This is a genomic window from Thermovirga sp. (assembly GCF_017656375.1).
Taxonomy (GTDB): domain Bacteria; phylum Synergistota; class Synergistia; order Synergistales; family Thermovirgaceae; genus Thermovirga.
The window spans coordinates 1-24,345 of the sequence record NZ_JACDOB010000019.1 but is presented as its reverse complement, the minus strand read 5'-3'; the positions used below and the strand labels follow the sequence as shown (position 1 = coordinate 24,345).

At 45.7% G+C, this 24,345-nt stretch carries 25 protein-coding genes and 1 pseudogene; 19 read left to right on the top strand and 7 right to left on the bottom strand.

The window, feature by feature from the left end; genetic code table 11:
• From H0Z23_RS06570 to H0Z23_RS06530, 9 genes and pseudogenes are all read left to right on the top strand, one after another.
• Nucleotides 1-377 (top strand): annotated as a pseudogene (locus H0Z23_RS06570) (hypothetical protein); the annotation flags it as partial.
• Between the two features lie 81 nt (nucleotides 378-458).
• Complete coding sequence (locus H0Z23_RS06565; RefSeq protein WP_296868416.1) at nucleotides 459-2,165, top strand: PAS domain S-box protein; 1,707 nt, start codon at nucleotides 459-461, stop codon at nucleotides 2,163-2,165.
• Entirely contained in the window at nucleotides 2,162-2,824 is a 663-nt protein-coding gene (sdaAB, locus tag H0Z23_RS06560; protein ID WP_296868415.1) for an L-serine ammonia-lyase, iron-sulfur-dependent subunit beta, read from the top strand. The genes H0Z23_RS06565 and sdaAB overlap by 4 nt, the downstream gene beginning before the upstream one ends.
• A 5-nt stretch (nucleotides 2,825-2,829) precedes the next feature.
• Nucleotides 2,830-3,708, top strand: coding sequence for an L-serine ammonia-lyase, iron-sulfur-dependent, subunit alpha (gene sdaAA / locus H0Z23_RS06555; RefSeq protein ID WP_296868413.1), 879 nt, complete (start codon nucleotides 2,830-2,832; stop codon nucleotides 3,706-3,708).
• 12 nt (nucleotides 3,709-3,720) lie between these two features.
• Nucleotides 3,721-4,194, top strand: a complete 474-nt coding sequence (locus tag H0Z23_RS06550; protein ID WP_296868412.1) for a pyridoxamine 5'-phosphate oxidase family protein — start codon at nucleotides 3,721-3,723, stop codon at nucleotides 4,192-4,194.
• Between the two features lie 13 nt (nucleotides 4,195-4,207).
• Nucleotides 4,208-4,813, top strand: coding sequence for a DedA family protein (locus tag H0Z23_RS06545; protein WP_296868410.1), 606 nt, complete (start codon nucleotides 4,208-4,210; stop codon nucleotides 4,811-4,813).
• A gap of 113 nt (nucleotides 4,814-4,926) precedes the next feature.
• Nucleotides 4,927-7,698, top strand: coding sequence for a UPF0182 family protein (locus H0Z23_RS06540; RefSeq protein WP_296868408.1), 2,772 nt, complete (start codon nucleotides 4,927-4,929; stop codon nucleotides 7,696-7,698).
• A gap of 38 nt (nucleotides 7,699-7,736) precedes the next feature.
• The gene (locus H0Z23_RS06535; protein ID WP_296868407.1) at nucleotides 7,737-9,188 is read left to right on the top strand and encodes a diguanylate cyclase; all 1,452 of its coding nucleotides are present in this window, start codon (nucleotides 7,737-7,739) and stop codon (nucleotides 9,186-9,188) included.
• 34 nt (nucleotides 9,189-9,222) lie between these two features.
• A complete protein-coding gene (locus H0Z23_RS06530) occupies nucleotides 9,223-9,729 on the top strand; it encodes an MgtC/SapB family protein (RefSeq protein ID WP_296868405.1) in 507 nt (168 codons plus the stop codon).
• Between the two features lie 3 nt (nucleotides 9,730-9,732).
• Here H0Z23_RS06530 and H0Z23_RS06525 read toward each other — a convergent pair whose 3' ends face one another.
• From H0Z23_RS06525 to H0Z23_RS06505, 5 genes are all read right to left on the bottom strand, one after another.
• The gene (locus tag H0Z23_RS06525; protein WP_296868404.1) at nucleotides 9,733-10,953 is read right to left on the bottom strand and encodes a type IV pilus twitching motility protein PilT; all 1,221 of its coding nucleotides are present in this window, start codon (nucleotides 10,951-10,953) and stop codon (nucleotides 9,733-9,735) included.
• Between the two features lie 211 nt (nucleotides 10,954-11,164).
• Nucleotides 11,165-12,211: a selenide, water dikinase SelD gene (gene selD, locus H0Z23_RS06520; protein WP_296868402.1), complete on the bottom strand. Its 1,047-nt coding sequence runs from the start codon at nucleotides 12,209-12,211 to the stop codon at nucleotides 11,165-11,167.
• 463 nt (nucleotides 12,212-12,674) lie between these two features.
• Nucleotides 12,675-12,833 (bottom strand): rubredoxin, encoded by a 159-nt coding sequence (gene rd, locus H0Z23_RS06515; protein ID WP_014162220.1) that lies wholly within the window; start codon nucleotides 12,831-12,833, stop codon nucleotides 12,675-12,677.
• A 17-nt stretch (nucleotides 12,834-12,850) separates the two neighbouring features.
• A complete protein-coding gene (locus H0Z23_RS06510; RefSeq protein WP_296868398.1) occupies nucleotides 12,851-13,234 on the bottom strand; it encodes a desulfoferrodoxin in 384 nt (127 codons plus the stop codon).
• A 33-nt stretch (nucleotides 13,235-13,267) separates the two neighbouring features.
• Entirely contained in the window at nucleotides 13,268-13,789 is a 522-nt protein-coding gene (locus H0Z23_RS06505) for a ferritin (RefSeq protein ID WP_296868396.1), read from the bottom strand.
• A 292-nt stretch (nucleotides 13,790-14,081) separates the two neighbouring features.
• On the opposite strand from H0Z23_RS06505, the gene H0Z23_RS06500 reads away from it, so the two are divergent.
• The 7 genes from H0Z23_RS06500 (at nucleotide 14,082) to H0Z23_RS06470 (ending at nucleotide 20,677) form a co-directional block, all read left to right on the top strand.
• Complete coding sequence (locus tag H0Z23_RS06500) at nucleotides 14,082-14,900, top strand: phosphate ABC transporter substrate-binding protein (protein ID WP_296868394.1); 819 nt, start codon at nucleotides 14,082-14,084, stop codon at nucleotides 14,898-14,900.
• Nucleotides 14,901-14,944: 44 nt separating this feature from the next.
• Complete coding sequence (pstC, locus tag H0Z23_RS06495) at nucleotides 14,945-15,826, top strand: phosphate ABC transporter permease subunit PstC (protein WP_296868392.1); 882 nt, start codon at nucleotides 14,945-14,947, stop codon at nucleotides 15,824-15,826.
• Nucleotides 15,823-16,683, top strand: coding sequence for a phosphate ABC transporter permease PstA (pstA, locus tag H0Z23_RS06490; RefSeq protein WP_296868391.1), 861 nt, complete (start codon nucleotides 15,823-15,825; stop codon nucleotides 16,681-16,683). Before pstC ends, pstA begins: the two co-directional genes overlap by 4 nt.
• 11 nt (nucleotides 16,684-16,694) lie before the next feature.
• Nucleotides 16,695-17,456, top strand: coding sequence for a phosphate ABC transporter ATP-binding protein PstB (gene pstB, locus H0Z23_RS06485; RefSeq protein ID WP_296868390.1), 762 nt, complete (start codon nucleotides 16,695-16,697; stop codon nucleotides 17,454-17,456).
• A 63-nt stretch (nucleotides 17,457-17,519) separates the two neighbouring features.
• Nucleotides 17,520-18,224 (top strand): phosphate signaling complex protein PhoU, encoded by a 705-nt coding sequence (gene phoU / locus H0Z23_RS06480; protein ID WP_296868388.1) that lies wholly within the window; start codon nucleotides 17,520-17,522, stop codon nucleotides 18,222-18,224.
• A 3-nt stretch (nucleotides 18,225-18,227) separates the two neighbouring features.
• The gene (locus H0Z23_RS06475; RefSeq protein ID WP_296868387.1) at nucleotides 18,228-18,932 is read left to right on the top strand and encodes a response regulator transcription factor; all 705 of its coding nucleotides are present in this window, start codon (nucleotides 18,228-18,230) and stop codon (nucleotides 18,930-18,932) included.
• Nucleotides 18,929-20,677, top strand: a complete 1,749-nt coding sequence (locus tag H0Z23_RS06470) for an ATP-binding protein (protein WP_296868385.1) — start codon at nucleotides 18,929-18,931, stop codon at nucleotides 20,675-20,677. Before H0Z23_RS06475 ends, H0Z23_RS06470 begins: the two co-directional genes overlap by 4 nt.
• 27 nt (nucleotides 20,678-20,704) lie before the next feature.
• Here H0Z23_RS06470 and H0Z23_RS06465 read toward each other — a convergent pair whose 3' ends face one another.
• Nucleotides 20,705-21,241, bottom strand: a complete 537-nt coding sequence (locus H0Z23_RS06465) for an ECF transporter S component (protein ID WP_296868383.1) — start codon at nucleotides 21,239-21,241, stop codon at nucleotides 20,705-20,707.
• A 216-nt stretch (nucleotides 21,242-21,457) separates the two neighbouring features.
• On the opposite strand from H0Z23_RS06465, the gene H0Z23_RS06460 reads away from it, so the two are divergent.
• Nucleotides 21,458-22,114 carry a transglycosylase SLT domain-containing protein gene (locus H0Z23_RS06460; RefSeq protein WP_296868382.1) on the top strand — a complete coding sequence of 219 codons (657 nt, stop codon included), beginning with the start codon at nucleotides 21,458-21,460 and terminating at the stop codon, nucleotides 22,112-22,114.
• Between the two features lie 3 nt (nucleotides 22,115-22,117).
• Here H0Z23_RS06460 and H0Z23_RS06455 read toward each other — a convergent pair whose 3' ends face one another.
• Complete coding sequence (locus tag H0Z23_RS06455; protein ID WP_296868380.1) at nucleotides 22,118-22,810, bottom strand: FadR/GntR family transcriptional regulator; 693 nt, start codon at nucleotides 22,808-22,810, stop codon at nucleotides 22,118-22,120.
• 169 nt (nucleotides 22,811-22,979) lie between these two features.
• Here H0Z23_RS06455 and H0Z23_RS09020 point away from each other — a divergent pair, with 169 nt between their 5' ends.
• Both H0Z23_RS09020 and H0Z23_RS06445 read left to right on the top strand, forming a co-directional pair.
• Nucleotides 22,980-23,120 carry a TRAP transporter large permease subunit gene (locus H0Z23_RS09020; RefSeq protein ID WP_366928880.1) on the top strand — a complete coding sequence of 47 codons (141 nt, stop codon included), beginning with the start codon at nucleotides 22,980-22,982 and terminating at the stop codon, nucleotides 23,118-23,120.
• A gap of 56 nt (nucleotides 23,121-23,176) precedes the next feature.
• A partial coding sequence (locus H0Z23_RS06445; RefSeq protein WP_296868378.1) for a dihydroxy-acid dehydratase occupies nucleotides 23,177-24,345 on the top strand: 1,169 nt, incomplete at its 3' end.

Below are 24,345 nucleotides of genomic sequence, written 5' to 3'. Positions count from 1 at the left end.
ATAAGGCTATGGCAACGAAGATAATATCTGATATGCGCACTTTGAAATCAGCGGCCCTGATATACTATCATGAGGATAAAAAACAGTGGCCCTCGGGCGAGATAGCCGAGTCTTTCTACTCCAAATACTTGGACAGAAAAGTACCTGAATCTAGCGATGAAACCGTCTGGTACAGCTTCGATTCCTCAGATAAGGCCTCTTGCTTGGTGGTAGCCAACTTGCCCGACAAGTATGCAGGCGTAAAGAAAAGACTTGCTGCAATGGCACAAGAAAGCAGCATCTATGAAGACAAGGAGCTTACAAAAATATATGGCGAAACTTCCCCACCCCCCAAAAAGGCTTATATGCCTGTGGCCATAAATTCTAATAACCCATAAACGTATCCCCTATTTGCCAGCTACCGTGTTAAAATATTCTCACCACCTTGTTCCTTATTTTGAGATCCGGGAGGACATTGCATGGCCATATTCCCAAATAAGAGGAAGAAAGAGGCAGATTCCAAAGGTCCCACCCTTGGAGATTCTTTTTTCGAGAGCCTTTTTGAGAACTCTCCTGAGGCCATAATCATATGTGATAGAGAAGAAAGGATTATAAGGGCAAACCGGATGTTCTGCCAGCTTTTCGGTTATTCCAAAGAGGAAGTAATGGGCAGAAATGGCAATGAGATAGTGGCTCCAACTCCTGACTTAATGAAGGAAGCAGAGGCCATTGACAGGATGATGTGGTCCTCCAAAGAGAAAATCAGCCTGGAAACAGTTCGGCTCAGAAGGGATGGCAAGGCCATACCTGTAGAGCTGTTACAGATCCCATTCGAGCTAGAAGATGGTACCGTGTACGACTACACCATTTATCGCGATATAACTGAAAGGAAAAATGCCGAATATGCATTCAGGCGGGAAAAAGCTTTCTTTGAAAAGCTCTTTGAAGCTACTCCATCGGGCATAATGATATGCGACTCTAAAGGCAAAATAGTAAGAACCAACCCTGCCTTTCTCCAGCTTTTCGGTTATGACAAGGAAGAAGTTACGGGAAAGCTGTCCTACAATATAGTTGCCCAGGATGCCAGGCTAATGGCTGAAGCCAGAGAGATCGACAGAAGATTCTGGTCAGGAGAAAACATACATATGAGGGTCAAAAGGCAAAGAAAAGACGGCAAGATCTTGCACCTTGAACTTGTTCAGGTACCCCTTATACTGGATCAAGAGACCATGCTGTGCTACGTGATATACCGAGACATATCCGATCAAGTAAAGGCAGAAGAGGCCCTAAAAGAGAGCGAAAAAAGATACCAGGCCGTGATCCAGGACCAGGACGAATTTATAGTTCGCCTCAACTCACAAGGAGTGCTTACCTTCGTCAACGACGCCTACTGTCGATACAAGGGCATACCTAAAGAAGAGCTTCTGGGAAGCACTATCTTCGATTGTAAAGACCCCAAAACAGCCGAAAGGCTCAAAAAAGAACTTTTGTCTTTTTTATCTCCCAAGGCCCCTGTTAAGACCACGGAGATATATAACGAGCTTCCCAACGGGAAAAAACAGTTCGTTCAATGGCGCAACAGGGGAATATTCGACAAAAACGGGAATTTAGTGGAGATACAAAGCGTAGGAAGGGACGTAACAGAACTAAAAGAAGCCCAGGAAAAACTGAAACGCCTTAATACAGTTCTAAAATCAGTAAGGGATATCCACAGGTTGATTAATACCGAAAAGGACCCAACAAGGCTAATCCAAAGCATCTGCGTCAGTCTCATAGTAAACCACGGCTATCCAAACGTCTGGATAGCCATATTGGAAGTAAAAAACTATCTGGCTACCATTTATGAAGCAGCTATGATAGACGGAGACACCCCCATATCCGAGAGGATGAGCCGCAAAGAGCTAAACATGTCAAGCCGGAAAGTCCTGGAATCCCCTGACGTAATAGTTGAAGAAGAGGTAATACCGTGCAGTTACATTCCCCTACTTGACGAATACCCCAACAAATATTCCATGTCTGCCAGATTGGAGTATCAAGGGCATGTCTTTGGGCTAATCACCGTAGCACTGTCCAGAGAATACAACGTCACAGAGGAAGAGAAAACCATCTTCAAGGAAACTGCTCAAGACATAGCAATGGCTCTTTATAATATAAAACATGAATGTGGAGGTATACAGGAACAATGAGATTAGAAGAAGTGATAGGCCCAGTAATGATAGGCCCTTCATCCAGCCATACAGCAGGGGCTGCAAGATTAGGTAAACTGGCAGCGCTGATATGGGGCAGGCCTGTTAAAGATGTTACCATATTTCTAAGGGGCAGCTTCGCCGCCACGTGGTGGGGGCACGGAACTGACGTGGCAATACTTGCGGGGCTTTTAGGTTTTTCGCCAGACGACCCCAGGATACCCAACGCAAGAAAAGAAGCGAAAAGGAAAGGAATTCAGTGGTCCTTCAGGGAAGAGCACGAAGACGGAGCCCACCCTAACTCCGCCAGGTTTCTGTTCAAAAACGAAAGCACTTCCATGGAAATGGTTGGAGCATCCGTAGGCGGTGGCGCAGTAAAACTCATGGAAATAGATGGCTTCCGTCTGGAACTTTCTGGAGATTTGCCTGCTCTAATAACTTTCCACAAGGACACCCCCGGGGTTGTAGCGTCAATAACAGGTGTGTTGGCATCAAATGGGCTGAACATTGCGACCCTTACGCTCCACAGGCAGGGTCGGGGCAAGGGAGCAGCGATGGTTGTAGAACTTGACGAAAACCCCTCTAAAGCGATAATAGATGCAATTTCTCGCTGCCATGCTGAAATACTCAGGGTCTTACCCCTAAAGCTAGGAGAGTGATATATATGCTTTCTTTCGAAGAGATTCTTTCCATTGCGAACACAAAAAATCTCTCCTTTCCAGAAGCATTTCTGGAAAAACAAAGCATGGATTACGGCGAGGAGGTTTCCTCCATCAAAAAAACAATGGAAAGTCGCCTGATGGAGATGCGGCATTCTGTGGAAGAGGCCCTGTGTTCTAAACCTTCAGGTAAAATAGTCCCGAACACCGCCTACAAGATAGGCCAATACCAAGAGGGCAATCAACCTTTCTCTGGCAAGTTCATCGCTAGAGCGTGCCAGATAGCCCTGGCAGTGGCAACATACAACGCCTCCATGGGAAGGATTGTCGCAGCCCCTACGGCAGGAAGCTGCGGGATCCTGCCGGGGATTCTTTTCGCAGCGAAAGAAGTTTTTTCCTTCCCACAAGAGACCATCCTGGAAGGGCTCATAACGGCAGGAGGAATAGGAGCTATCATAGCCTCAAGGGCTACCCTGGCAGGAGCGGAGGGAGGGTGTCAGGCAGAATGTGGAGCGGCCTCCGCCATGGCCTCCGGAGCTTTGACTTATATGAGAGGCGCTTCTGTTGAGGCAGTTGCTCACAGTGCGGCTTTAGTGATAAAGTCGATCCTGGGTTTGGTGTGCGACCCTGTCGCTGGGCTGGTGGAGGTTCCTTGTATAAAAAGAAATGGCACTTTGACATCCCTTGCGGCCATCTGCTCAGATATGGCTTCATCGGGCATAACATCTACCATCCCACCTGATGAGGTAGTTGATGCCATGTACAAGGTTGGCAGAGCCCTCCCCGAGACACTGAGGGAAACCAGCTTGGGCGGCATTGCGGCAACCCCAACAGCTTTGAAGATCACCGAAAGCTTGAAAGCACACACCCCAGACATAAAATAGGAGGAACAAAAAATGGATAGGCCCATGAGGAGAAAAGATAAGGAGATAACTGAGCAAAAGGAAATAGAAAAAATATTGAAAAAAGAAAAGATATGTAGGGTCGCCTTCAACGGAAGCCCCTTCCCGTATGTGGTTCCATTGTGCTATGGGTACGAGGATGGTGCCATATATTTCCACGGGTTCGGTGGAGGCAAAAAGATAGACTGCATAAGGGACGACCCTCACGTATGCTTTGAAATTGACTGCGATATTGAGGTTGTTTCTGACGAAGACCCTTGTGAATGGACCCTTAAATATCGCAGCGTAATAGGGTATGGCAAGGCTATCATTCTGGAAACTCCGGAAGAAAAAAGAAAAGGCCTTGATATAATAGTAAAACAATACGCAGGAAAGACATTGCACTTCCCTGAAAAGGCCCTGAGCGCTGTATGTGTTGTAAAAATAGAGATTCAGTCCATAAAGGGCCGCAAAAACGGCTATAACTAGGTGATAAGGCAGAATGTTTGATCCTCTTATTAACTTTCTTGTAAACACCATAGGACACATGGGATATCCAGGCATTGTAGCCTTGATGTTTTTGGAATCCTCCTTCTTCCCTTTCCCCAGCGAAGTGGTTATTCCCCCGGCGGGATACCTGGCATCCAAAGGACAGATGAACCTTGGGATAGTCATACTCGCCGGAGTTGTCGGCAGTTTGCTAGGGGCCATATTCAATTACTGGATTGCGGTGAAAATGGGGAGGCCTTTCTTTGAAAGATGGGGCATGTATTTTCTCGTAAGTGAAAAAACCCTCCAAAAATCTGAGGTTTTTTTCGTACGACATGGACACATAAGCACTTTCATTGGAAGGCTTTTGCCAGGGATAAGACAACTAATCTCCCTTCCTGCAGGCCTCGCCAGAATGCCCTTGAAACGCTTTTTAACCTTCACGGCCTTAGGTTCAGGCATCTGGGTCGTAATATTGGCCTTTATAGGGTATTGGGTAGGCAACAACAGCGAACTAGTAAATAAATTTCTTCACAAAACAACCATTGTGACCATAATAGTATGTACCATAATTATTATCATATACGTATGGAAGATAAAAAACCAAAAAACCTCTTAATTTGCCCTGTCTTGTGTTTTGCATATTACCTTTTCAGCAGGTACAATATATGTTGTGTTAGTTCAGTGTGATATATTATAAAAAATTAAACTCAGGAATTGAGGGGATACATTATGTCGATGAAAGATATTTTCCATGGAAATAACAATGGTAGCCCTTTTAAGTTACCATCTTTTAAATTTAAAAAGAGCCTGTCTATTCTCTTGGGGCTTCTGGTACTTTCCACTATCTTCTTTCCAGCGTTCACGAAGTTCTACACTGATTTGTTGTGGTTTCAGGCAAGGGGGCTTTCTGCTGTATTTTGGAAACAGATACTTCCCCAGTGGGGTTTATTTGCAGCAGCAGGCATAGGAGCATTTGTGATCCTTTCAATATCGTGGCTTTTAGCTCGAAAAAGCGCGGCATCCATGGACATAGAGGGTATAACCCCCATTCCAACCAAACGCTCCGGGGCAATGGTAATAATAGTTGCCTTGTTAATCTCCATAATGAACGGCCTAGGAGTGAAATCTCAATGGGCTTTAGTGCTTCGATATTTCAATAAGGCTCCTTTTGCTTCTTCCGACCCCATCTTCGGCAAGGACATAGCCTTTTACATCTTCGATCTTCCCTTTTACTCGTTCCTTCAAGACTGGCTTGTGGGAATTCTTATAACGGCCATTTTAGGCTCAGCTCTCATTTTCGTCCTGGCTTGGATACCTAGGATGAGAGAAGAAAACCGCTTTTCCTTCCCTCCTAAAGCGAGGACTCATCTCTCCATTCTTGGTGCTCTTACCGTCGCTGCCTGGGGTGCAGGTTTTTGGCTTGAGAGATTCAACCTCCTTTTCTCCCCCCAAGGCGTAGTGTTCGGGGCCGGATATACGGACATCCACGCAAGGCTTCTGGGCATCAACATAATGTTCGTACTGTCAATGATTGTTGCCGTTCTCCTGATAGCCAACATAATGAGGAGAACCTGGAAGCTAGCTGCAGCTGCTTTGGTATTATTGGTGGCCTCAAATATAGTTATAAGAGGCATCTACCCAGGCATAGTCCAGAAATATGTGGTTGAACCCAATGAGTACCGAAAAGAAGCACCATACATCCAATACAACATAGATAGCACGCTCAAGGCCTATGGCTTGGACTCTCTAAAGACAGTGGATTTCGTTCCTGCCACAAGCGTCACGTGGGAGCAGATACAGAAGGACAAGGACACGATCAGCAACATAAGGCTCTGGGACTACCGCCCCCTGCTTAGGACATACAAGCAGCTTCAGGAAATAAGGTCTTACTACGACTTCAACGATATAGATATAGACAGATATAATCTGGGTGACTCTTACAGGCAGGTGATGCTTTCAGCTAGAGAGTTGGACCTTGAGCAGCTCCAAAACCCAACATGGGTCAACATGCACCTGGAATTCACTCATGGCTACGGTGTAGTTATGAACCCAGTAACGGAGATAGACCCCGAGGGGAAACCGGTGTTTTTCATAAAGGATTTGCCTCCTAAAATATCCGTGCCTCTGACAATAGAAAGACCTCAAATCTACTACGGTGAAAAAGCCCAACCGTATGCACTAGTGAAAACTAAAATAAAGGAATTCGATTACCCTATGGGAGGAGCCAACGTCAGGACAACTTACGAAGGAACGGGAGGGGTAGCAATAGGCTCCATCTTGAGGCGCCTTGCCTTTGCTGTAAGGTTCAAGGATTCTCAAATCCTCTTCACCGATGCCATACTGCCTGAAAGCCGGATAATGTTCTATAGGAGCATACGTGAAAGAGTCAGGAAAGTAGCTCCATTCCTACTTTATGACAACGACCCCTACCTCACCATAATGGACGGCAAGCTTATATGGGTCCAGGACGCATATACGGCCACCAACCTATACCCATACTCTGAGCCTGTTAGCACCCCTGTGGGGCGCATCAATTACATACGCAACAGTGTGAAGATAACCGTAGATGCCTATAATGGAGAGATGAACTTCTACATTGCTGACAAAAAAGACCCTCTTGTACAGTCTTGGGCCAAGATCTTTCCCACTCTATTCAAGCCCATGGACCAGGCTCCTGTTACGCTTCGTAGGCACGTAAGGTATCCCAAGGGGCTATTTTTAATACAAAGTGAAATATTCAGGACATATCACATGAAGGATACAAATACCTTCTACAACAAAGAAGACGTGTGGGAACTGCCTAAGAATACCAAAGCTGGAGGGCTTGATGCCTATTATGTAATAATGAAACTTACCGGAGAAAAAAAATCTGAATTCATGCTGATTGCTCCCTTCACCCCCGTAGGCAGGGACAACATGATAGCGTGGATAGCCGGCAGGTCTGATGGTGACAATTACGGAGAGCTTTTGGTGTACCAGTTCCCCAAACAAAAGCTAGTTTACGGCCCCACTCAAGTTGAGGCTCTGATAGATCAAGACCCAGAAATATCCGCCCAGCTTTCACTATGGAGTCAGAGAGGATCAGACGTCATAAGGGGCAACCTTTTGGTTATACCCACGGGCGATTCCCTGCTATATGTGGAGCCTTTGTACCTTAGGGCAGAAAATAGCGACCTGCCGGAATTGAAGCGAGTCATCGTTTCCTCAGGAGGAAGGGTAGCCTGGGGCGAGCGCCTTGAAGAAGCATTGACAAGGCTTCTTGGGAGTGCCCCGGAAACGGTGACACATAAGGCCAAGCCATCTTTGCCCTCTGAGCAAGAGAGACCTCATGGAGACCTTAAGGAAACAAAATCTGCCGAAACCCTTGCCCAGCAAGCCAAAAGGGCCTTCGAAGCCGCCAAAGATGCAGCCCAAAGGGGAGACTGGGCTTCTTACGGCAAAGAACTTAAAAAGTTGGATGAAGCTATTACTGAACTTTTGAACCAGTTGTCCGAAAAATAATAGTAAATGGCCATAAAAAAGCAAAAGGGTGGGAGAAGATGAATCCTTTAGAGAATTTCTTCAAGATGGGTAATATAGAAAAAATAGAACAACTTCTAGATAAAATACCTACACCTATATTTATGCTGAACAAAGAGCACAAGATAATTGCATGGAACAGAACGTGTGAAGCTTTGACGGGCATTGCAAAAGAAGATATACACGGCAAAAACTGGCAAAGCCTTGGTTTTTACGACCCTCCCCGCCCTATACTAGCAGATTTTCTCCTGGACGGAGCTGAAGCCGAAAAAATCCGTTCTTTTTACGGAGAAAAGTGCCACGTCGCGGCATCTAATAATGGAAGCTGGGAAGGAGAGGATTTCTTCCCAAACCTGAATGGGGGAATTTGGTTGTATTTTACTGCCTCTCTCATCAAGGATGATAAGGGCAGCGTCTTGGGAGCAGTGGAAACCTTGATGGATATAACTAGCATAAAGGAAAAGGAATTTAAGCTCGAAAAATACAATCATCGCCTGATAATCCTTCACGAGGTAATAAGAGAGCTCTCTGGAGAAACTACCCTACAGGGCCTCCTCGATAAAGCAGTATCCCTAATTGGGGAAAAACTAAATTACCCAAATATCAGCATCCTAGCCCAGGAAGACCCAAATAAAAGCGAAGTATCTCTTTCCATAAAGGCCGCAAGTTGCTTAAATAAAGAGCAATTTAGCAAACTGTCTGATAAACTAAAGAAGTCGGGGAAAGGCTTAAGCTACAAGGCAGCAAGAGAGATGAGGATAATAAATACTCCATCAACATCAGAAAGTGAAGATTTTTTCCCATTCCTTGATAATATCTCTTCAGAACTAGATATTCCTATTATTTTCTCAGGTACACTTTTGGGGGTTATATCCGTTGAGGGAACTGTTCCCTTTGATGAAGATGACGAAAAAATATTCCAGATATTTGCTGATCAGCTTGGGGTCCTATGGAAGGTCACAGAAAGCATGGAAATAATAAAAAGACAAGCTTCTATAGACCAACTTACAGGATTGCCCAACAGATTTTTATTGTTTTCCAGGCTTAAAGAGGAACAACATAGGCTTTTGCGTTACGGAGGGCAGTTATCCCTTGCCATGATGGATCTTGCAGGATTCAAAGCTATAAACGATAATCTGGGGCACTTTGTAGGAGATAAAGTTCTTAGGGAGGTAGGCAAGGTTCTAAGGTCTACTCTCCGCCAAAGCGACTTTTGTGCCCGCTTTGGCGGGGATGAGTTTGTAATATTCTTCCCCAATGTGCCCCATGAAGAGGTTCTAACTGCCATATCAAGGCTCAGAAATGCCCTCTCAAGCATCCACATTGAAGAACTTCCTGAAAAATACCACATAGAGGCTGATTTTGGCCTTGCTTTTTACCCTGATGATGGTAAAAAACTTACACAACTTTTACAGCTTGCTGACCAAAGAATGTACGATGAAAAAAGGCGCATGCAGCGATTAAGGGAATAAAAAATTAACCCACAAGGACGAGGAATAATAGGCGATGGATACAAATTTCCAACTTCTTGCACTTTTAAAAGTTATTGTAGCTGTCTTTCTCGGCGGCATCATAGGCGTGGAAAGAGAGAACATAGGCAAACCTGCTGGCATGAGAACCCACATGTTAATAGCAGGAGCATCTACCTTGTTTGTCCTTTTGGGGAAAGTCATAATAATAAATTATTGCACGTCAATAGAACAAACAAGTTTTGTCCGAGGGGACCCCATAAGAGTCATTCAAGCCATAGTTCTGGGCATAAGCTTTATTGGTGCAGGAACTATCCTTCAATATCAGGAGCGCAAAACAGTCATATACCTTACCTCTGCTGCTTCCATACTTTTCACGGCAGCAGTAGGCATTTGCGTTGCCTTGGATCTTTTTCTTCTGGCTGCAGGCAGCGTTGGTATAGTTTTGCTAATAAATAGAGGCTTAAGGTATTTTGACAAGAAAATTCTAAAAAAGAGAAAACGCTCTTCCGTGAGCTACAAGGACATAAAACCTTTTGAGTAATTTTTACTTTTCCTCCAGGAAACGCTCCAAGTCTTTAACGTCGAAGGCATGCAAGAAAGCGGTTTCTCTGGTTATTTTACCTTTCTTGCACAAAGAGGCCAAGGAGTGTTCCATGAGCATCATACCCTCCGAGGTACATGTCGCCATTATGTTTCTTATCTGTTGGGGTTTCCCTTCCTTTATCAGGTTTCTAACGGCGTAATTAGCCACAAGAACCTCCGTTGCCAGGACCCTCTTATTATCGGTCGTGGTCAAAAGCTGCTGGCTGCAAATACCTACTAAGATATTGGCAAGCTGGGTTCTTATCTGATTCTGCTGGTGAGGAGGGAAAATATCAATTATTCGATCTATCGTTCCAGGGGCATCCTGGGTATGCAGGGTGGCCAACACCAAGTGGCCAGTCTCTGCAGCAGTTATGGCTGAAGATATTGTTTCCAAATCTCGCATTTCGCCTACCATTATGACGTCCGGGTCCTGCCTGAAAACCCTCCTTAAAGCCTCATGGAAACTGGCAGAGTCCCTACCAATCTCACGCTGATCAATTACAGCCTTATTAGGAGTAAAGACGTATTCTATAGGGTCTTCTAGAGTTACTATGTGGCACCTCCTCCTAGCATTTATATCTTCAATTATGGACGCTAAAGTGGTAGATTTTCCAGAACCTGTAGGTCCGGTTACTAGGATAAGCCCTCTGTTCTTATGAGCAAACTTGGAAATAACCCAAGGAAGCCCAAGCTCCTGCATAGAGGGGATTTTAGATTTTATGTGCCTTATGGCCATGGAGGGCCTGTCCATAGCTATATAGGCATTTATTCTGAACCTTTCTCCTCCTAAAAAAGATGTTGCAAAATCCGCATCTCCTGTTTCCCTATACTTCCTATAACGTTCCGGAGATATTAGCTCCTCCACAAAAGCAAAAATTTCTTCATCATCTAGAGGATCCATAAATTCAAAGGGGTAAATTTCTGTATCCAAAAGGCGTATAAAGGCTGGAAAGCCAGCTTTCAGGTGCAGGTCACTTGCTCCCAGCTTTACCATTGTTTCAAGCATATCCACCAAAGTTCTAGGGGCTCCTGGCGCATTAAAGGGAGGGTCACCAATAGGGAAGGCAAACTCCTCCATCTCTAACATCAGCTTTGTCCTAGCGTTACCAAGTGTATGCTTCCACTGATCCCTATCAGCTCTTTTCCTTGTGCTTTTCTCATCTCTGGGAGGTTCTACCATCTTATTACCCCCAAACCTGTTCTTTCTAAACTTTACCACCATGCTGCTATGCACTAACTATTTTGTAGTTTAGCACGTTATGATTAATTTTACCACAAAAGACAGCCCTACTCTAATATGCTTCAGTTTTTTTATTTATAGAATTTAGAAAATATTAGGCTGGGTGGGCTTCCATCTTCCCAGCCTCTAGCATGCATTTAAAATCTAGCCATTACATATTCCCTTTTAAAATTTTTACCCTGCCCTTCCCTTTTTCAAATCTACCGATGATGGAAGCTCTAAGAAAGCCCGCCTCGTGGCACTGCTCGCAGAAAAGCTTAGCCATCGACTCTGGCACAGCCAAAAGCAATCCCCCAGAGGTCTGGGCATCAAACAACAGGTCTCCCATGGATTGGCTTATTAAATCTAGCCCTTCCACTTTGGGTTCATAAAGCTCCCTGTTCCTATACGTGCCTGCTGGCACAAGCCCCATCTCTGCTTTTTCCAATGCTCCATCAAGGACAGGCACCTTGCTGCAGTCTACTACAGCATCCAATTCTCCGCGTGAAAGCATGTCAAGCAGGTGTCCCATCAACCCAAAACCAGTTACATCTGTACACGCATGAACTTGCCTAAACATCTCCTCAGGAATTTTTAGTGGCAAATCGTTGAGAAGCCTCATGCTGCCTACGGCTGCTTCAGCTTCGCCAGGCTCATCCATCTCGGCTTGAATTGCTGTTACTATCATCCCCGTACCAATAGGCTTGGTAAGAACCAAAACGTCACCTGGCTGGGCTCCTGTGATCTTCCAAATGCGGTCCTTCCTCACCTCACCGTAAACGACAAGACCATATTTGGGCTCTTCGTCATCCACACTGTGCCCTCCAGCAAGGACCGCTCCAGCGGCCATCACTCTTTCCTGTCCGCCCCTCAATATTTTCTTTAATATGTCCAAAGGTTGGCAGTTTACAGGAAATCCAACCACGTTCAACGCTACCAGCGGCCTTCCGCCCATGGCAAACACGTCGCTCAAGGAATTTGCTGCTGCTATCTGGCCAAAGGCAAAAGGATCATCCACCACAGGAGTTATGAAATCTACCGTCAAAATCCCCAGGCGATTCTCATCTATCTCCCACACGGCAGCGTCCTCTCCATGCTCCCAGCCCGCAACGAGCCTGGACCTATCTGGGGGCACGAGGCCTTTCAATACTTTTTCAAGGTCCGCCGGACCTATTTTGGCGGCTCAACCGCTGGTTCTGGCCATCTCAGAAAGTCTCATAAAAACACCTTCTTCCTACTTAAGCCTTGCTAAAATATAGTTTAAAACCTTATCAATGGGAAGAAACCTAAAGGAGGAGGGAACATTTTATAACCTCCTTTTGGCCCTGGAATTAAAATAAGAGCGCCTTTTCTTCCATTCCAGAGAAGCCAAAAGGAAGCGCTTGAAGCTCTCTACAGTTCAGGACAGCTTCCCAAATGGTGCCATGCCAAAATCACAGAGACAAGGCATCCCTCATATCTTCTCTGGCAATGGAAGAACGCGGAACCCGCATTCGGATGCTTATCTCATCGACGCATGAGCACCATTAAGAAGCCCCCCTTTCTTCTGATGTGGTTTCGCTGAGAATAATATCACAAAAAATTTTAAAGTCCACTTTCGAAACAATCCCAACAGAAAGGGCACCCATTGCAGGGCGCCCTTTCTACAACAGCAATAATTTGATTTATTTGCCTTTATCCAATTATTCTGCCTCGAACATATCCTTGCCAACACCGCAAACGGGGCATACCCACTCCTCTGGCACATCCTCAAAGGGAGTCCCAGGATTTACTCCATTGTCAGGGTCTCCTGCCTCGGGATCGTAAACGTAACCACATACGCTGCATACGTACTTCTGCATCTTTTTCCCTCCTATACCTATTCTTTTGCCCACAAGCCGTGGATATTGCAGTATTCTTTTGCCTTCACTACTTTCCCCTCTGGCACTTCAAATACAGCTTTGGGTTCGTCTCCCGGCTTTAGGAACTTCCTACAAGAGACTCCGTCCACTTCAAGCTCTATCCACTCTATGTAATGCTTTTCTTCCATCGGATGCAAAGCATTCTCGCCAATCTGAACCACGTAAGTTCCGCCTTCCCTTACCACGAAGGGAACGTGTTTCTCCTGCGATGAATCAGCTGTCCGCTGTTCCATGAGCTTCATCGGCTTACCGCAACATACAAGCTGGCCCGCTCCTCCATGAAGAACTTCCACTATATTGCCGCAAATCTCACACTTATATACTTCCTTTATCTCCGCCATGCTCCCACCTCCTTAAAATCTCACCCTAAAAACCTAATTGGAGCTTGCCTCCTGAATCAACGGGACATAGACTCTCTGGCCCAACTCCTTATCCAGCATGAAAAGGCCATTTTTGCTGTCTCCTATGAGCTCCAACTTGTCTATTATCTCCCTGTCATTCTCTTCCTCTTCAACCTGCTCGTCAATGTACCACTGCAGGAAGTTATAGGTGGCCCTGTCCTTGAGCTCCTCCGCTAGGTCCACTAAGTCGTTTATACATTGGGTTATGTGCTGCTCGTGCTTCAAGGTCTCCTGGAAGGCATGCAGCGGCGAATTCCATTCATGGGGCGGTTCCTGTATCGGTAAAAGTTTTATGTTCGCTCCTTGGGACAGAAGATAATTATAAATTTTCATGGCATGGTCTGTTTCCTCTTTATATTGCACCATCATCCAATTAGCAAACCCCTTCAATCCTATATTATTGAAATAAGCTGACATGGAAAGGTAAAGGTAGGCGGAGTATAACTCCTCGTTGATCTGCTTGTTGAGCGCTTCTTGCATCTTTTCCTTTAACATTACTTACTTTCACTCCTCTCTTTGCTTTGTTCTACTATTTCGGCTTTTTATTTAAATAAATCCAATTACACTTATATCTATTTTTATCAGGATAATTTGGTTTCATAGTAACATGTTTTTGAAACGTAAATCAAGTCCATATGGTCCATATGATTGTGTAAAAAGCAATGGCATAAAACCATATATAGTCTTCCAATTCTGTTACAAAACTGTAACAATCTCGTAACTTTTTCGTTACTTAATCTCTCTAAAATTTGTACTGGAACAAATATTCGCAAAGGGGGAAAGAATCGTGAAAAAATTTGTGGCCTTCCTTGCAATATTCACATTAACACTGATAGGGGTTCTAGGAGGGGTTGCCTTTGCCGACGAACTTGTGATCAACGGTTCCACTACAGTCCTGCCCATAGGGCAAGCTGCCGCTGAAAAATTCATGGAAGCTTACCCTGATATAACAGTTTCCGTTTCCGGCGGTGGAAGTGGAAACGGCATAAAGGCACTTATCGACGGAACTACCGACATTGCCATGTCTTCCCGCTTCATCAAGGACAAAGAAGTAGCTATGGCAGTTGAAAAGGGACGGTACCCTGTGCCATTTGCCGTTGCAGTCGACGCTCTGCTCCCAGTGGTACACCCTTCAAACCCCGTAAAGGACTTAACCATTGAGCAACTGAGGAACATATATCTTGGGAAAATAAAAAACTGGAAGGAAGTTGGAGGCCCGGACAAGCGGATAGTTGCCGTAACTAGAGATACGAGCTCCGGCACCTTTGAAGTGTGGGAAGAAAAGGTGATGGACAAAAAAAGGATCTCTCCCAGGGCTTTAGTAGTAGCCTCCAACGGAGCCATGGTTCAGACCGTTGCGGGCAACCCCGCGGCTATAGGTTACATAGGAATAGGTTACCTCAACGATTCCGTTAAGGCCATCGCAGTGGGCGGCATAGAGGGCACACCCAAGACTGCTTTGGATGGCTCTTACCCCATTTCACGCTACCTCTTTATGTTCACCCAAGGCTGGCCGACGGGAACAGCCTTGAAGTTCATAAACTTCGTGCTCAGCGATGCCGGACAGGAAATAGTTGCCTCCACAGGGTTTATACCCGTGCGCTAGAGCAATAAAACATAGCCTACACAAGAAACCAGGTGACTTAAATTATGGGGAACACACTTAGAGGAGACAAGGCACCACAAAGAATCATACAGACTATTTCCATAATAGGGGTAGCCATAATGCTCTTTATACTTTTCTTTCTGGTCAAAGAGAGCATTCCGATATTGAAAGAGGTCTCCATCTTTCAATTGCTCTTCGGCATGGAGTGGTATCCCACATACGATCCCCCAGACTATGGAATGTTTCCTCTTATAGTAGGCTCTTTATCTGTAACTTTAGCCGCTTCAATTCTTGCTGTGCCCCTCAGCATAATGCTGGCCGTTTTCATTTCAGAAATATGCCCTAGAAAGCTAAAGGAGCTACTAAAGCCAGTAATAGAGATCCTCGGATTCTTTCCGTCTGTGGTACTGGGATTCATAGGCATGGTCGTTTTGGCTCCGTGGATGATTCAACACCTGGAGGCGTACTCTGGGCTCAACCTTCTGAATGCGGCATTCCTTATGGGCATAATGATTATCCCAACCGTCACTTCTCTGGCAGAGGACAGCCTGGCAAGCATCCCTAAAGACCTAAGGGACGCATCTTACGCCCTGGGAGCGACCAGGCTTGAAACCATAACGAAAGTCGTTCTACCTGCAGCCTTACCCGGCATACTACAAGCCGTATTACTCGGCGTAATGAGGGCCATAGGAGAAACCATGGTGGTCCTGATGGCCGCCGGAGGCGCCGCCATCATTCCACTTTCTCTCACGGACCCTGTAAGGCCCCTTACGTCCACTATAGCCTCAGAAATGGGAGAAACCCCAGTAGGATCAATTCATTATCACGCCCTGTTCTTTGCTGGGTTATTGTTGCTACTGCTGACGCTGGGCCTCAACCTCCTAGCCATGTTCATAGAAAGAAGGGCAAGGAGGTTGAGGGCATGAACACCAGGCTTATAAAAGACAAAATTGCAACTGGGATTTTATGGGCATCTATGGCGCTTGTGTGTTTCATACTCGCAGGAATAATCTTATTTCTAGTATCCAAAGGATGGAGCGCCATAAGCTGGAGTTTCTTGACGGAACCTCCAAGAAACCAGATGACCGAGGGAGGAATCTTCACCCCCTTGGTGGGGACGCTGCAACTTATTGTGGTATCCATGGCTTTCGCCTTTCCCGTAGGGGTATTTACCGCAGTCTACTTGGTAGAATACGCCAAGGACGACATTTTTACCCGCCTGCTCAGGCTCGCCGTAAGAAGCCTGGCTGGGGTGCCATCGGTGGTATACGGCCTTTTTGGCCTCAGTTTCTTCGTTATATTCCTAAAAATAGGAGCAAGCCTACTATCTGCAGGGCTTACGCTGGGATGCTTGGCCCTCCCTGTAATAGTGGGAGCTTCAGAATCGGCCCTCATGGCGGTCCCCCAGGACTACAGAGACGCCTCTTACGCCATGGGAGCAACACGATGGCAGACAATAAGGAAAGTTGTCTTGCCTGCTGCTTTCCCTTCCATAATAACTGGCGCAATTTTGAGCGTAGGGCGCGTAGCAGGAGAAACGGCACCTATAATATTTACCGGAGCAGCTTTTTTCGCACCCAATATAGCCAAAAGCCTATTCGACCAGGTAATGGCTTTGCCATACCATATCTTGGTACTAGCCACTGCGGGAACCAATATAGATAAAACCCGTCCAATACAGTATGGAACAACGCTAGTGCTATTAGCTTTAGTTCTTGGGATTACCCTGATAGGGGTAATCTGGAGGGCCCACCTAAGAGGCAGGAATCAGAGTTTAAAATAGAAGGTGAAACAATGGACAGAAAAGATAAAATAATAGTAGAAAATTTGAACCTTTTTTACGGGGAAACTCAAGCTTTGAAAAATATCGCCTTGACTGTTCCTGAAAAGGCGGTAACGGCCTTGATAGGCCCTTCTGGATGCGGCAAAAGCACCTTCTTGCGCTGCATCAACAGAATGAACGACTTCATAGCTTCTTGCAGGATAACCGGTAAAATATTAATAGACGAAAATGATATATACTCCCCCGAAACGGACCCCATAGAGCTTCGCAGGAAGGTTGGAATGGTTTTCCAGCGACCCAACCCTTTTCCTATGTCAATCTACGATAACGTAGCTTACGGTCCCAGGCTTCATGGGGTGAAAGACAAGGGGAAGCTGGATGAAATAGTGGAAAAAAGCTTAAAAGGCAGCGCACTGTGGGATGAGGTTAAAGATAAGCTCCACAAGCCCGCAACAGCTTTATCGGGGGGGCAACAGCAGAGGCTCTGCATCGCCCGTGCCATAGCAGTAGAACCGGAAGTAATACTTATGGATGAACCTACTTCCGCGCTGGACCCAATGGCTACGGCGAGAGTAGAAGAATTGGTAAGGATGCTAAGCAGCTCCTATACGGTGGTCATAGTCACCCATAACATGCAACAAGCTGCCAGGGTTTCAGATATAACTGTCTTTTTCCTTATGGGTGAAATGATTGAGTATGGTCCGACCCAGCAGATATTTACATCACCTAAAGATAGGCGAACGGAAGACTACATAACCGGAAGGTTTGGATAAACGTAACATACATTTTGGCACTATGTTTAATAAAGGAAAGGAAGTGATACCATGACCAATCACTTGACTGGAAGAAAGGCCCTTGATAAAGAACTGAGCACCCTGTACAACAAGCTTATGAAGCTTGGTGCTCTGGCAGAAGATGCCATAAATAAGGCTATATGGGCCCTTAAAAAAGGTGACACAAATCTAGCAGAAGAAGTAATGCAAGGAGATGACAAATTAGATGAAATAACCCAATCCATAAACGAGCAGGCTCTTGAGATAATTGCCAGATTCCAACCCGTAGCCATGGATCTACGCATGATAGCTTCTATATTGCATATGTCTGTGGACCTGGAGCGTATAGGCGACCTTGGGGTCAGCATAGCCAAAATCGCCAAAGTCCTCTCCAGGGAAAAGCTGATAAAGCCCCTAATTGACATCCCTCGCATGGGGGAGAAAATAAGAGAAATGGTCGATTTGGCTTTAAAAGCCTTCGTGGATAAGAATCCCGACGAAGCAAAAAAAATATGCTCTATGGATGACGAGATAGATGATCTGGATAAGCAGATTTTCCGGGAACTTGTAGTGCTCATGATGGAAAATCCTCGTAACATAGAACAGGCCATGCAGCTAATTCTAGTATCCAGAGCCCTGGAAAGGGCGGGAGATCACGTTACTAACCTTTGCGAACACACGGTCTACATGTGCACCGGCAAGTTCATAAGGGCTTCTAGCTACAGAAGGCGGCTGGAACGCACTGAAGAGTCAGGAAAGAGGGATTAAAAGATGCACTCCGAACGCATTCTGGTGGTAGAAGATGAAGAAGCCCTGTCCGACATATTAAGAGACGCACTAAAGCGCCACGGCTACAAGATCGAGAGGGCCTTTGATGGCGATACAGGGCTTGAGATGGCAGAAAAATTACTGCCCGACCTGATAATTCTGGACATCATGCTCCCCCGAATGGACGGTTGGGAGGTATGCCGCAGGTTAAAAGAAAACAAAAAAACTTCTGCTATTCCCATAATACTGCTCACCGCTAGAAGGGATGAACAAGACGTCGTAGCAGGGCTGGATCTGGGAGCCGATGACTATATACGCAAACCCTTTTCCCTCATAGAGCTGGCAGCCAGAGTCAGGAGCGTGTTGAGAAGAAGTAAAGCCAACAATAATAAAGAAAACTCAATAAAGATAGGCCCCTTAGAGATGGATTTTGAAAGGCAAATAGTGTCATTATGGGGGGAAAATCTGGACCTGAGCCCCACAGAGTATCACCTTTTAGAGATTTTGGCACGAAATAAGGAGAGGGTTCTTTCACGAGAGGAGCTCCTTGCCAAGGGGTGGGGGTATTACCTCGGAGACAGCAGAACCGTGGATGTACATATCTCAAGACTAAGGCGTAAGATAGAGGAAGATCCTGAAAACCCAAAACTCCTCCATACCGTCAGAGGAAGAGGCTATATGATCAAATGGAAGGAGAAAAGCGCATGAGGACTCTTAAGGGCAAAATGACCGACTTAGTCGCCATAGTGGTGGTTTTGGTCCTCATTTCAGGTTGGTTTTTTATAGGGAAAAACGTGGAAAACCAGCTATACAGGCAAGCAGAAAACTCCCTTTTCTCTTTAATGGAAGTGCTCTCAGCAGTAATAGAAGAGGATGGCATCCATGGCCTGATCTCCAACGCTGAGCGATGGAAAGCAGGCGCCTCCAATCGTATTTCCTTGATAACCTTTGATGGAACAGTCATTTATGACAACAAGCTGGATCCCAAGACCCTTGACAATCACGCCTCCAGGCCTGAAATAAGGGAAGCCATGCTCAAGGGCTTTGGCAAAGACCTTCGTTACAGCCGAAGCATCAAGGAAGAATCGCTCTACATGGCAAGAAGCGTCGCGGACAATGAAGGAAGGCCTTACGTTCTGAGGGTGTCATTGCCTCTATCATATATGGACCAAGCCATATTTGAGGCAAGAAAAAGCTTGCTTTTCTCCCTTCTTGCTGCAGGATGCATTGCCCTCGTAGTAGGACTTTTCTTCTCGAGCCAGATATCCAAACCTCTTGAGGACCTCACAAAAGAAGCCTTGAAGAATGAAAAAGGCCAGTTTTCCATCGGCAAAAAGGCAAATATCTTGGAGGTCTTCAAGCTTTCCGAGGCTCTGGAGAACATGTCTAAAAAGCTGGAAAAAACGATGGAAGACCTAAAGAGGGAACAATGCTACCTGGAGTCCCTCCTTGATTCCCTACCTATAGGAGTAATGGTCATAGATAAAAATGAAAAAATAAGATATGCCAATAGCGCCATCTCCTATGCATTGAGAGAAGCGCCAAATCTTTCCAAGGACCTTCCCTTCCAGAGCGTCATAAAAATTCCAGAACTTATTAACTTGCTAGAAAAGGCCTTTCAAGGCAAAGATTCCAAGATAACCTTTACGTCCATAAATAAAATTGAACGCTACCTTCAGGCCCAGAGCCTTACCATAAAATGGGGTGTCATGGTAGTAATAACTGATTTAACCGAACGGATACTCCTGGAGGAATCAAGAAAAGCCTTTGTTGCCGACGCAGGGCACGAGCTGCAGACGCCTCTTGCCATAATAAGAGGAGCTGCTGAACTGCTCCTTGAAAATGAAAAAATGAGCCATCAAGAGGCAAAAGAACTTGCAAAAAAGATAATTACCCAGCAGGAGAGGATGACTGCCCTGGTAGATGATCTCTTGCTTCTTTCTCGTTTAGAATCTCGCCCACATCAGCCTAAACGGGAGAAAGTCAACCTCGCTTTTCTGCTCAAGAACCTTACGGAGGAAGCAAAGAATTTACCTGCAGCTGAAAAAATAACCATCACCTGTGCTGTGCCAGATGAGGCCGCAATCTTAGGAGACATGGAGGAATTGCGAAGAGCCTTCTGGAATGTCGTTGAAAACGCCGTAAAATACACCAGAAAACGATTTCAAGACCATAAAGGAGGCAAGGTAACCCTGTCCTTGAAAAAGGAAGGAGAGTGGTTTCTCGTAAGCATAGATGACAATGGAGTAGGGATACCATATGAATTAAAGGACATTATATTTGAGCGCTTCCAGAGAGGAGAAAAAGACCGATCCAGATATGCCTCCAAGACTGGAGGCTATGGCTTAGGGCTTGCCATAGCCCAAAGGATAATTAAGGGCCACGGAGGGAATATATATGCAGAAGAGAAAGAGGAAGGTGCACGTTTTTGCATAAAATTGCACTGTGCTTAAATATGCCTTTTTAAATGTCCGCTATTCCTACTGTTTGAGGAGCTTTCCTACATTTTTATATAAAAGGATTGTCAGGATAGAATTGACGGCTGTCTTAAATATATTGAAGGGAATAACAGCCGTCAATATTATGTCTTTAACGGCTTCCCTTGGGAGATTCAAAAACATGGCTGTAAAAATTAGGTTTAAAGGGATCATCAAAGCTGTCATCGTTAAAGAGCCTAAAAATAGCCCCACAAGAGCTCCTCTATAGGTGCGGCGTCTCTTATATATCGTCCCTGCTACCCACACCATGGACCCGGTGGCAGCAAAATGCATCACAGCCCCTATCCAGGAACTTCCGGCACTCACAGTAAAAGCCTGTACCACTACAATTACGAAGGTAACCACAAGCCCAGAGACTGGACCATACAAGAAAGCAGCTATAAGAGCCGGAACATCCCCTGGCTCATACTCAAGAAAAGGTGCGCTAGGTATAACAGGAAATCTCACGAAAAACATTAAAACCAACCCTAAAGCGGAAAGAACTGCCAATTTTACCATCTGCTCAGTAGTATATCTCAAGGTGAAATCAACTCCTTTGGCACCCTGCCTAACCAGAAAAAAATTGTTATACAAAAGTTGCATTTTTCACATTTGTGTGTATAATTCCCACTTTGGAAGCTATTTAAATATTCTTTCTATTTTCGAAAGGAGCGATTTGAGATTCGAAAAGTTAGCATAGAAATCCTCAAAGCGACAACCCTGGTTGCAATTATAGCGATTATCGTAAACTTTACCATGGGTCACGCTCTTGAGGCCTCACCCTTAGCCGTATGGGAAAGGGCAAAAGAGAAAGTCTGGCGAGAACAAATAATTGGCTCACTGGATCAGTCGGTAGTTTTTTCGATGAAAGAAATGGGAACATCTCCTATAGAGGTATATAAACTCTACCTGAAAAAACCAGATTCCAAAATTCGGTACCTGTGGAGCTGGAACAAGAAAAAGCAGCAAAAAGCAGCAGTCCTAGCGCTGTACATAAAGAGGCAAAACCCGAAGGTAGATGCTATAACGGCCTGGCGTGAGGCAATGGCTTTTCTCTACTATAGCGAAAAGTATAAAACCCCTTTAAGCCTCACTGTGGCAGTGGCCAATACCGAAAGCCATTTCAATCCAAAGGCCAAAAGTGGCTTTGGTGCCATGGGGGTAATGCAGGTAGCATGGCATGTTCACTACAATCTGCTAATGGCAAATGGCATAAAATCAGAATCAGAGCTTTACGATCCTGAAAAGGGCATCGCTGCGGGAACATTACTACTATCCCGCTACCTCAAACACTACAAAAGCACAAAGAGTGCCTTACAAAGGTACTATGGAGGCTCCGTAGGGAAATATTGGGCCAAAGTCTCCCGCTACAAAAACAAGGTAGAAAATTTTGCCTCAGACGTGGAGCTCTAATGCCTAACCTGCGAACTTTTTTCTAGCAAGCTCTATATGTTCCATTGCTACCTTTTTGGCCCTAGCTTCGTCCTTGTCCCTTATGGCCTCAAAGAGCGCGCGGTGCTGGTCGAGGATTATCCTCGGCCAGTTCCCTTGTGAAAATACCAAGGACCTGCTTTGGCCTATATATTTTTCCATGATGTAGCCGAACTCTTCAGAGAACCTCACCAATATTCTGTTGCCAGAAGCTTCCACAACGGCCATATGGAGAAGGGCATCCCATTTGGCTCCCTCTCCATCGAACTTTTCTCCGTGCAGGTAAATTTCCTCCAGATGTTTCATACATTCTTCCATCTTCTTCAAATCTTCTGCCGTGCGCCTTCGCGCGGCTATTCCTGCAGCAGGGACCTCAATAATCTCCCGCATTTCCATCAGGTCTCTCAGCATATTTTCGGGCCATAAAACTACGCTTTTCAAATTAGGGGAAAAACCCACAAAAACCTCATCTTTTACAAAAAGGCCTTCTCTTCCTCTTACCTCTATAACACCTAAACACTCCAACACTACTAAAGCTTCTCGCAGCAAATTCCTACTGACATTAAAAAGATTCGCCAACTCCCTTTCCGAAGGCAATTTCTTGCCCTCCACCAAAATTGATTTATCCCTTATCTTACCCAAGATTTCCTCCGCAAGTTTCCTTCGCCCTTTAGCCAAATAAATCCACACCTTTTCGTTTTTTCTTGCCTCTTAGCAATCATTATATTACAATATTTATTGATTGGTAGTACCATGGTAGAACAACATTCATCGCTACGCCCAAGCTCTTCGGATGGAACCTAGCCTTCTACGAAGTTCCCCGATAAGGCAGCAGGTACGTTGATACATATGGCGGGAGGAAACTGTAGCTCAACTAGGGGGTAATTTAATCCATTTTGGCGTCATTATTTCCATAGGGCTGGCCATAGGGACGGCAACCCCTCCCGTTGCCATAGATATATGTAGCAAGTGCAATAACGTGGCTTAGCCGCAAACCAATAATACCCAATGTAAAAGAAATCTATTTAGAAGGAAGGGATTGTAATGAACAGCAACAAAGCGAAAAAAGGCCCAGAAAGAGCTCCTCACCGCTCCTTATTAAAAGCTGGTGGTTTTACAGATTGGGAAATTGACCGCCCTTGGATAGGAGTAGTTAACGCCTACAACTCCATAATACCAGGGCACACTCACCTCAATAGGGTGGCCGAGGCAGTTAAGTGCGGAGTCTATTCAGGTGGCGGCCTTCCATTGGAGTTTCCTGTTATAGGCGTTTGCGACGGCATTGCCATGAACCACGAGGGCATGAAGTTTTCCCTGCCCAGTAGGGAACTCATAGCCGACTCCATCGAAGTCATGGCAAAAGCCCACGCATTGGACGGCCTTGTCATGGTCACCAACTGCGACAAAATAATTCCCGGCATGGCCATGGTTGCAGCAAGGCTCAACATACCGACCGTAATAATAAGCGGTGGGCCAATGTTGGCAGGCCAACACAAAGGCTGTGAAGTGGACTTAAGCTCCGTATTCGAGGCGGTGGGCAAATACGACTCGGGGAAAATGAGCCTTGAGGAGCTTCTTGAGCTGGAAAATTCCGCCTGCCCCACCTGCGGCTCTTGCGCAGGCATGTTCACGGCAAACACTATGAACTGCATGATGGAGGCTCTAGGATTGGCTTTACCCGGCAATGGAACTATACCCGCCGTGTACGCTGCCAGGGAAAGGCTTGCCAAGGACGCTGGCAGAATTATCGTAACACTTGTTGAAAAAGGCATAAAGCCAAGAGACATCCTGACAAAAGAAGCTTTCGAAAACGCCGTGGCCGTAGACATGGCTTTGGGAGGCTCCACCAATACGGCGCTACACTTGCCGGCAATAGCACACGCTGCAGGAGTTTCCTTAAGCTTAGATGAGATGGACAAAATAAGCCGTAAAACCCCTCACTTGTGCAATATGAGCCCAGCAGGGAAACACCATATACAGGACCTGTACAGGGCAGGAGGCGTTCAAGCCGTAATGCTGCGCCTTGCGGAAGCCGGGCTAGTTAAGGGCGACTGCCTGACAGTTACCACCAAGACCGTGGAAGAGAACCTAAAGAGCGCTAGAGTCATAGATGAAGACGTTATTAGGCCCTTGGACAACCCTTATCACGCAGAAGGTGGAATAGCCGTCCTAAAAGGAAGTTTGGCCCCAGAAGGATGCGTCGTAAAACAGGT

Bases quoted from the DNA above. Each gene is read 5' to 3' on its own strand.
- H0Z23_RS06565 (WP_296868416.1), top strand. From the start codon at position 459: ATGGCCATATTCCCAAATAAGAGGAAGAAAGAGGCAGATTCCAAAGGT.
- sdaAB (WP_296868415.1), top strand. From the start codon at position 2,162: ATGAGATTAGAAGAAGTGATAGGCCCAGTAATGATAGGCCCTTCATCC.
- sdaAA (WP_296868413.1), top strand. From the start codon at position 2,830: ATGCTTTCTTTCGAAGAGATTCTTTCCATTGCGAACACAAAAAATCTC.
- H0Z23_RS06550 (WP_296868412.1), top strand. From the start codon at position 3,721: ATGGATAGGCCCATGAGGAGAAAAGATAAGGAGATAACTGAGCAAAAG.
- H0Z23_RS06545 (WP_296868410.1), top strand. From the start codon at position 4,208: ATGTTTGATCCTCTTATTAACTTTCTTGTAAACACCATAGGACACATG.
- H0Z23_RS06540 (WP_296868408.1), top strand. From the start codon at position 4,927: ATGTCGATGAAAGATATTTTCCATGGAAATAACAATGGTAGCCCTTTT.
- H0Z23_RS06535 (WP_296868407.1), top strand. From the start codon at position 7,737: ATGAATCCTTTAGAGAATTTCTTCAAGATGGGTAATATAGAAAAAATA.
- H0Z23_RS06530 (WP_296868405.1), top strand. From the start codon at position 9,223: ATGGATACAAATTTCCAACTTCTTGCACTTTTAAAAGTTATTGTAGCT.
- H0Z23_RS06525 (WP_296868404.1), bottom strand. From the start codon at position 10,953: ATGGTAGAACCTCCCAGAGATGAGAAAAGCACAAGGAAAAGAGCTGAT.
- rd (WP_014162220.1), bottom strand. From the start codon at position 12,833: ATGCAGAAGTACGTATGCAGCGTATGTGGTTACGTTTACGATCCCGAG.
- H0Z23_RS06510 (WP_296868398.1), bottom strand. From the start codon at position 13,234: ATGGCGGAGATAAAGGAAGTATATAAGTGTGAGATTTGCGGCAATATA.
- H0Z23_RS06505 (WP_296868396.1), bottom strand. From the start codon at position 13,789: ATGTTAAAGGAAAAGATGCAAGAAGCGCTCAACAAGCAGATCAACGAG.
- pstC (WP_296868392.1), top strand. From the start codon at position 14,945: ATGGGGAACACACTTAGAGGAGACAAGGCACCACAAAGAATCATACAG.
- pstA (WP_296868391.1), top strand. From the start codon at position 15,823: ATGAACACCAGGCTTATAAAAGACAAAATTGCAACTGGGATTTTATGG.
- pstB (WP_296868390.1), top strand. From the start codon at position 16,695: ATGGACAGAAAAGATAAAATAATAGTAGAAAATTTGAACCTTTTTTAC.
- H0Z23_RS06475 (WP_296868387.1), top strand. From the start codon at position 18,228: ATGCACTCCGAACGCATTCTGGTGGTAGAAGATGAAGAAGCCCTGTCC.
- H0Z23_RS06470 (WP_296868385.1), top strand. From the start codon at position 18,929: ATGAGGACTCTTAAGGGCAAAATGACCGACTTAGTCGCCATAGTGGTG.
- H0Z23_RS06460 (WP_296868382.1), top strand. From the start codon at position 21,458: ATGGGTCACGCTCTTGAGGCCTCACCCTTAGCCGTATGGGAAAGGGCA.